Genomic DNA, 6366 nt, shown 5'->3' with positions numbered 1-6366 from the left:
AAAAAGTAAGGAAACTCCGCTAAGGGCTCTCACATCCTGTGAGAAACGCCCAGTACCTTCATCCTGAAGGCATTTGTTTGGTGGCGATAGCGAAGAGGTCACACCCGTTCCCATACCGAACACGGAAGTTAAGCTCTTCAGCGCCGATGGTAGTCGGGGGTTTCCCCCTGTGAGAGTAGGACGCCGCCAAGCTTTTATCTTAAATTATATCATCGCGGGGTGGAGCAGTTCGGTAGCTCGTCGGGCTCATAACCCGAAGGTCGCAGGTTCAAATCCTGCCCCCGCAACCAAATTTTAAAATGGTCCGGTAGTTCAGTTGGTTAGAATGCCTGCCTGTCACGCAGGAGGTCGCGGGTTCGAGTCCCGTCCGGACCGCCATTAATGTAAACGAAACGATCATGTTTTCGTTTTTTTTGTGTTTTCTTTTACTGTATTTTCTGCTTGGTGTCTTAGCCAAGCTTTCTTTATATCGGCAACTTCTTGGATATTCTAGCAAAATTCGATAAACTAGGGAGAGCACATATAGGCATAACTAGGGTTGAAAGGAGGTTTTGCTTTATGGATGAATTTGATTTGATACATAGCATTACTCCACGGACCATTCACCATTCTTCCGTTGATGTAGGAATTGGTGATGATGCAGCGCTCTACACTGCGAAACACGGCGTTCAGGAAATTGTTTGTGTTGATACTATGGTAGAAGACGTGCACTTCAAATTACACTATTCCTCACCTGAAGATATCGGGTATAAGGCGTTAGCCGTTAATATAAGTGATATTGCCGCGATGGGCGGCATTCCTAAATATTATTTGGTATCAATTGCGGTACCTTCAAAATGGACTAAAGCTGAAATCAAGGCGATGTATGAAGGAATGAATGAACTGGGGAAACTATATCATATGGATCTGATTGGCGGTGATACAGTCTCTATCTCTGACAAATTAGTCGTAACTGTCACTGTGATCGGTGAAGTAGAAAAGGGAAGGGCCTGTTTACGCAGCTTGGCTAGACCGAATGATATAGTGTTTGTAACGGGTGAAATCGGTTCTTCTGCAGCAGGACTTTCTTTATTGCTGGAAGAGACTAATCTTCAAAACTCATCTGTGGAAACGGATTACTTTATCCACAGGCATAAACGGCCTCAGTCAAGAGTAAGTGTCGGCAGATTGTGCTCAAGTATGAATCGGGCGGCTTTAAATGATATTAGTGACGGATTGGCTAGTGAACTGAACGAGATTGCAGAAGCCAGCTGTGTTTCAATTGAAATTGATGAAAGCATGCTTCCAATTCATTCTGATTTGCCTAAGCTTCATCGTAATTGGAAAGAATGGGCTTTGTTTGGCGGTGAGGATTTTGAACTGACAGGGACGGTTTCAAATGACGAGTGGGAAGTGTTGAAGCAAAAGTGTGAAACGCATCAACTGCCCATTACAAAGATTGGCCATGTCAGAGAAAAAACAGAATCCAACGTGATCCTAAAAACTGATAACGGATTAAGGATCTTAGAGAAAAAAGGATATAATCATTTTAAATAAGACAGGTGACTCGTGTGAAGCAATTAAAGTGGAGAACCGTAAATCCTGAAGAAACAAAAGCAATTGCCAAGCTGGCTGCATCGTTTGCTAAACCGGGAGACGTCCTGACATTAGAGGGCGATTTAGGTGCAGGTAAAACGACTTTTACGAAAGGTTTTGCGGAAGGGCTGGGAATTACACGTGTTGTAAACAGTCCGACTTTTACAATTATAAAAGAATATAACGATGGCTCGCTTCCTCTTTATCATATGGATGTATATAGAATGGAGGATGAAAGTGAAGATTTGGGACTCGATGAATATTTTCACGGACAAGGTGTCTGTCTCGTTGAATGGGCCCATTTAATTGAAGAACAGCTGCCGCAGGAGCGTCTGCAAATTGTCATCAAAAGAGCTGGTGACAGTGAGCGGGAAATCACCTTTACTGCTGTCGGGAATCGGTATGAAATGCTTTGTGAGGAGATAAGTAGACATGACAATATTAGCAATTGATACATCAAATTATACATTGGGCATTGCGCTGCTTCGAGGAGACACCGTTATAGCAGAATACATTACATACTTGAAAAAGAACCATTCTGTAAGAGCGATGCCTGCTGTTCATTCATTGCTGAGTGATTGTGATATGGCACCGCAGGACCTTTCTAAAATTGTCGTTGCAAAAGGCCCTGGTTCATACACAGGAGTAAGAATAGGTGTGACGCTGGCCAAAACACTTGCTTGGTCTTTAGACATTCCAATTACTGCTGTATCAAGTCTTGAGACACTTGCGGCAAATGGCCGGCATTTTGACGGTTTGATTTGCCCAATCTTTGATGCTAGACGGGGACAGGTGTACACAGGTCTGTATGAGTACAAAAATGGGCTTTTAGAGCAAGTTGTTCCAGATCAAAATGTGATGCTGGCAGATTGGCTGGAGATGCTAAAAGAAAAGGACCGTCCTGTTTTGTTTTTAGGTCACGACACTTCTATTCACAAGCAGATGATCGAGGATGTGCTTGGAACAAAAGGGTTCATTGGAACTGCCGCCCAGCATAACCCGCGTCCTTCAGAATTGGCATTTCTCGGGAAGGAAAAGGAAGCAGCTGATGTTCATAGGCTTGTCCCTGATTACTTGCGGCTGGCAGAAGCTGAAGCGAAATGGATTGAAAGTCAAAAGTAGGGTGATAGGATGAAAACAAAAGCAGCGGTCAGAAATATGCGGCTTGAGGATATAGATCACGTATACGAAATCGAAGCATCCTCCTTTACGTCTCCTTGGACGAAGGATTCGTTTTATCATGAGCTGCTGGAAAACCCGTATGCTCATTATCTCGTGATTGAAAAGGACGGCCATCTAGCTGGGTATTGCGGGATTTGGATTGTGATGGACGATGCCCAAATTACAAATATAGCGATAAAACCAGAGTATCGCGGCCAGTCTTTAGGAGAAACGCTTTTTCGCTCAGCTGTTGAACTGTGCAAAGAAAAAGACGCAAGACGGCTTTCGCTTGAAGTGAGGGTTTCGAATCATCCTGCTCAAGGCTTATATAAGAAATTCGGGATGCAGCCCGGCGGAATAAGAAAGAACTATTATACTGATAACGGGGAAGATGCGTTAATTATGTGGGTGACGATAAATGAGTGAGCAAAAAGACATGTACGTATTAGGAATTGAAACAAGCTGTGACGAGACTGCGGCAGCTATTGTGAAAAATGGAAAAGAGATCATTTCAAACGTAGTAGCCTCTCAAATTGAAAGTCATAAGCGTTTTGGAGGCGTCGTTCCGGAAATAGCTTCAAGACATCATGTTGAACAAATCACTTTGGTTATAGAAGAGGCATTTCGCAAAGCTGGCATGACGTATAGGGATATTGATGCGATTGCAGTCACGGAAGGTCCGGGACTGGTGGGAGCGCTTCTTATTGGAGTGAATGCCGCTAAAGCATTGAGCTTTGCACATAACATTCCGTTAGTAGGCGTTCATCATATAGCCGGTCATATATACGCGAACCGTCTTGTAGAAGACATCGTGTTCCCGGCACTGGCATTGGTCGTTTCTGGAGGCCATACAGAACTGGTTTATATGAAGGAACATGGATCATTTGAAGTCATTGGGGAAACCCTTGATGATGCGGCAGGAGAAGCTTACGATAAAGTGGCGCGGACGATGGGTCTGCCATATCCAGGTGGACCGCAAATTGACAAGCTAGCTGAAAAAGGGAATGACAATATTCCGCTTCCTCGCGCATGGCTTGAAGAAGGCTCTTATAACTTCAGCTTTAGCGGATTGAAGTCTGCGGTGATCAATACGCTTCATAATGCGTCTCAAAAAGGGCAAGAGATTGCTCCGGAAGATTTGTCTGCCAGCTTCCAAAATAGTGTGATCGATGTCTTGGTGACCAAAACGGCACGCGCGGCAAAGGAATATGATGTCAAACAGGTTCTTTTAGCCGGCGGAGTAGCTGCAAATAGAGGTCTCAGAGCTGCATTAGAAAAGGAATTTGCCCAGCACGAAGGGGTTTCGCTTGTCATTCCTCCGTTAGCGTTATGCACAGATAATGCTGCGATGATTGCTGCCGCTGGCACAATTGCTTTTGAAAAGGGTATTCGCGGTGCATACGATATGAATGGGCAGCCTGGCCTTGAATTGACTTCTTATCAAAGTCTCACGAGATAATAGCGTGAGACTTTTTATTCGTTATTAACAGATAATTCACAATTTATCCACATATCTGTGAGCAATTATAGAGATATAGATGGATAAAGGGCTGAAGTTACTGTTAATCAAGTGGATAAATTCAGAATATTTTGTGGATAATGTGTATAAAGCGCTTACTTCACTTGTTTATAAGGTTATTTTCTGTGGATAAAAAGCACCTCTAAAAAGAGGTGCTTGACTTTTTTAATCTTCTTCTGTGGATAGTTCTTCCCATTCGGACAAAAGGGATTCCAGCTCCTGATTGAGTTTCTCATTGTCTGCATGGATAGCTTGTACTTTTTCATGATCCTGATAGACTTCAGGATCACATAGCAATTCATCATTGCGGCTGATGTTTTCTTCAATGCTCTGAACAGTGGCTTCAATTTCTTCAATTCGACGAAGTCGTTGGCGCTCTTTCTTTTTCCATTCTTTTTCTTCCTCGTAGGAACGTTTGGAGTCAGACTTCACTGTAGCTGGCGTTGTTTCAGTTTCCTCTTGCTGATTCATTTTCTCCAATTCAAGCTGCTCTGTTTTCTTCTCTGTATAATAATCGTAATCTCCCAGATACTCCTCTATATGGCTTGAAGAAAGCTCCAGCACTCTTGTGGCGATTCTGTTAATAAAATATCTGTCATGTGAGACAAATAACAGTGTACCTGGATAATCAATCAGCGCGTTTTCGAGAACTTCTTTGCTGTCTAAGTCCAGATGGTTTGTCGGTTCATCAAGGATGAGAAAGTTGGCTTTTTGAAGCATCAGCTTAGCTAGAGCCAATCTTGCTTTTTCGCCCCCGCTCAGTGAATGGACGGGTTTCAGCACGTCATCTCCGGAGAATAAGAAATTTCCGAGACACGTTCGGATTTCTTTTTCTGGGAGCCCGGGGTACTCGTCCCACAGCTCATCAAGGACACGTTTAGAGGAAGTCAGTTCAGCCTGTTCCTGATCATAATAGCCGACACTGACATTTGAGCCGAATGAGATCGTTCCTTGATCTGGTTTTAGGGTGTCTATTAATGTTTTCAGCAATGTCGATTTACCAATTCCGTTAGGGCCGACAAGCGCGGCGCTTTCTCCTCTTGTCAGCATGAATGACACTTCTGTTAAAAGCGGCGGCTGGTTTTCATAGCTGATTGTGAGATCCTGAACACGGAGGACTTCATTTCCGCTCTGTTTTGTAATATCAAAATGAAAGTTTGCGGATTTTTCATCGCCAAGCGGTTTTGACATGACTTCCATTCGATCAAGCTGCTTTCTGCGGCTTTGCGCCCTTTTGGTGGTAGAGGCTCTCGCCAGATTTCGGTCTACGAAGTCTTGCAGCTTTGCGATTTCGTCCTGCTGCTTTTCATACAGTCTAAGATCCTTTTCATACTGCGCGGCTTTTTGGTCGAGATAAGCGCTGTAGTTGCCGTGATACTTTTTGCTTTCGGCTCTTGATACCTCGTATACCTGGTTTACCACTTTGTCCAAAAAGTAGCGGTCATGCGAAACGATGAGAATGGCGCCTGAATAGCCTTGTAAATAATGCTCAAGCCAGGTAAGCGTATCAATATCCAGATGGTTTGTCGGCTCATCGAGAATGAGTAAATCAGGCTGTGTTAACAGAAGCTTACCTAAAGCCAGTCTTGTTTTTTGGCCTCCGCTGAGGCTTTGAACCTGTGTAGAATCGTCAAAATGACTGAAGCCGAGGCCATGCAGCACAGATCTGACATCCGCTTCATATTGATAGCCGCCTTTATCTTTGAATTCCTGCTGAAGGCGGTCGTAGGTTTTCATGATGCTTTCTAATTCACCCGGGTCAGCTGCCGCCATTTTTTCTTCTATAGCCCGCATTTCCTTTTCCATTGCTTTTAAGTGGTCAAAAACAGTCAGCAGCTCTTCTTTTATGGTAAGCTTAGAATCCAAGCCAGTATGCTGGGCGAGATATCCCATTGTAATATCTTTCGGTTTAATAATTTCGCCCTTTTCATACGAAAGCTGGCCTGCGATAATTTTAAGGAGCGTAGATTTTCCGGCGCCATTTCTTCCTACAATGGCGATGCGATCACGATTTCTGACTTCCAGCTTTATATTGTTTAAAATAGTATCAGCACCAAACGATTTGGACAGCTGATTAACTTGTAAGATCATCATATTATTTCACCTCTGTT

6 protein-coding genes, 2 tRNA genes and 1 rRNA gene are annotated in these 6366 nt (G+C 43.7%); 8 read left to right on the top strand and 1 reads right to left on the bottom strand.

Going from position 1 to position 6366, the window contains the following annotated elements; genetic code table 11:
* Nucleotides 1–76: 76 nt before the first annotated feature.
* The 8 genes from rrf to tsaD all read left to right on the top strand — a co-directional run bounded on the left by rrf (nt 77) and on the right by tsaD (nt 4195).
* Nucleotides 77–192 (top strand): 5S ribosomal RNA (rrf, locus tag BFW96_RS16985).
* Between the two features lie 21 nt (nt 193–213).
* Nucleotides 214–290 (top strand) — tRNA-Met (locus tag BFW96_RS16980).
* Nucleotides 291–301: 11 nt separating this feature from the next.
* Nucleotides 302–378 (top strand) — tRNA-Asp (locus BFW96_RS16975).
* Nucleotides 379–558: 180 nt separating this feature from the next.
* Nucleotides 559–1536: a thiamine-phosphate kinase gene (thiL, locus tag BFW96_RS16970; protein WP_069840095.1), complete on the top strand. Its 978-nt coding sequence runs from the start codon at nt 559–561 to the stop codon at nt 1534–1536.
* Between the two features lie 14 nt (nt 1537–1550).
* Entirely contained in the window at nt 1551–2027 is a 477-nt protein-coding gene (gene tsaE / locus BFW96_RS16965) for a tRNA (adenosine(37)-N6)-threonylcarbamoyltransferase complex ATPase subunit type 1 TsaE (protein ID WP_014663005.1), read from the top strand.
* Nucleotides 2008–2697 carry a tRNA (adenosine(37)-N6)-threonylcarbamoyltransferase complex dimerization subunit type 1 TsaB gene (gene tsaB / locus BFW96_RS16960; RefSeq protein ID WP_069840094.1) on the top strand — a complete coding sequence of 230 codons (690 nt, stop codon included), beginning with the start codon at nt 2008–2010 and terminating at the stop codon, nt 2695–2697. Before tsaE ends, tsaB begins: the two co-directional genes overlap by 20 nt.
* A gap of 9 nt (nt 2698–2706) precedes the next feature.
* Nucleotides 2707–3162, top strand: a complete 456-nt coding sequence (gene rimI, locus BFW96_RS16955) for a ribosomal protein S18-alanine N-acetyltransferase (protein ID WP_003243019.1) — start codon at nt 2707–2709, stop codon at nt 3160–3162.
* The gene (tsaD, locus tag BFW96_RS16950; protein WP_069840093.1) at nt 3155–4195 is read left to right on the top strand and encodes a tRNA (adenosine(37)-N6)-threonylcarbamoyltransferase complex transferase subunit TsaD; all 1041 of its coding nucleotides are present in this window, start codon (nt 3155–3157) and stop codon (nt 4193–4195) included. Before rimI ends, tsaD begins: the two co-directional genes overlap by 8 nt.
* Nucleotides 4196–4420: 225 nt before the next feature.
* On the opposite strand, the gene BFW96_RS16945 is transcribed toward tsaD, so the two are convergent.
* Nucleotides 4421–6349 (bottom strand): ABC-F family ATP-binding cassette domain-containing protein, encoded by a 1929-nt coding sequence (locus BFW96_RS16945; RefSeq protein WP_069840092.1) that lies wholly within the window; start codon nt 6347–6349, stop codon nt 4421–4423.
* Nucleotides 6350–6366 lie beyond the last annotated feature (17 nt).

Source organism: Bacillus sp. F56 (assembly GCF_001748205.1).
Taxonomy (GTDB): Bacteria; Bacillota; Bacilli; order Bacillales; family Bacillaceae; genus Bacillus; species Bacillus stercoris.
Note: the sequence above shows the minus strand (reverse complement) of the source record. Positions and strands in the feature narration are given on the sequence as shown.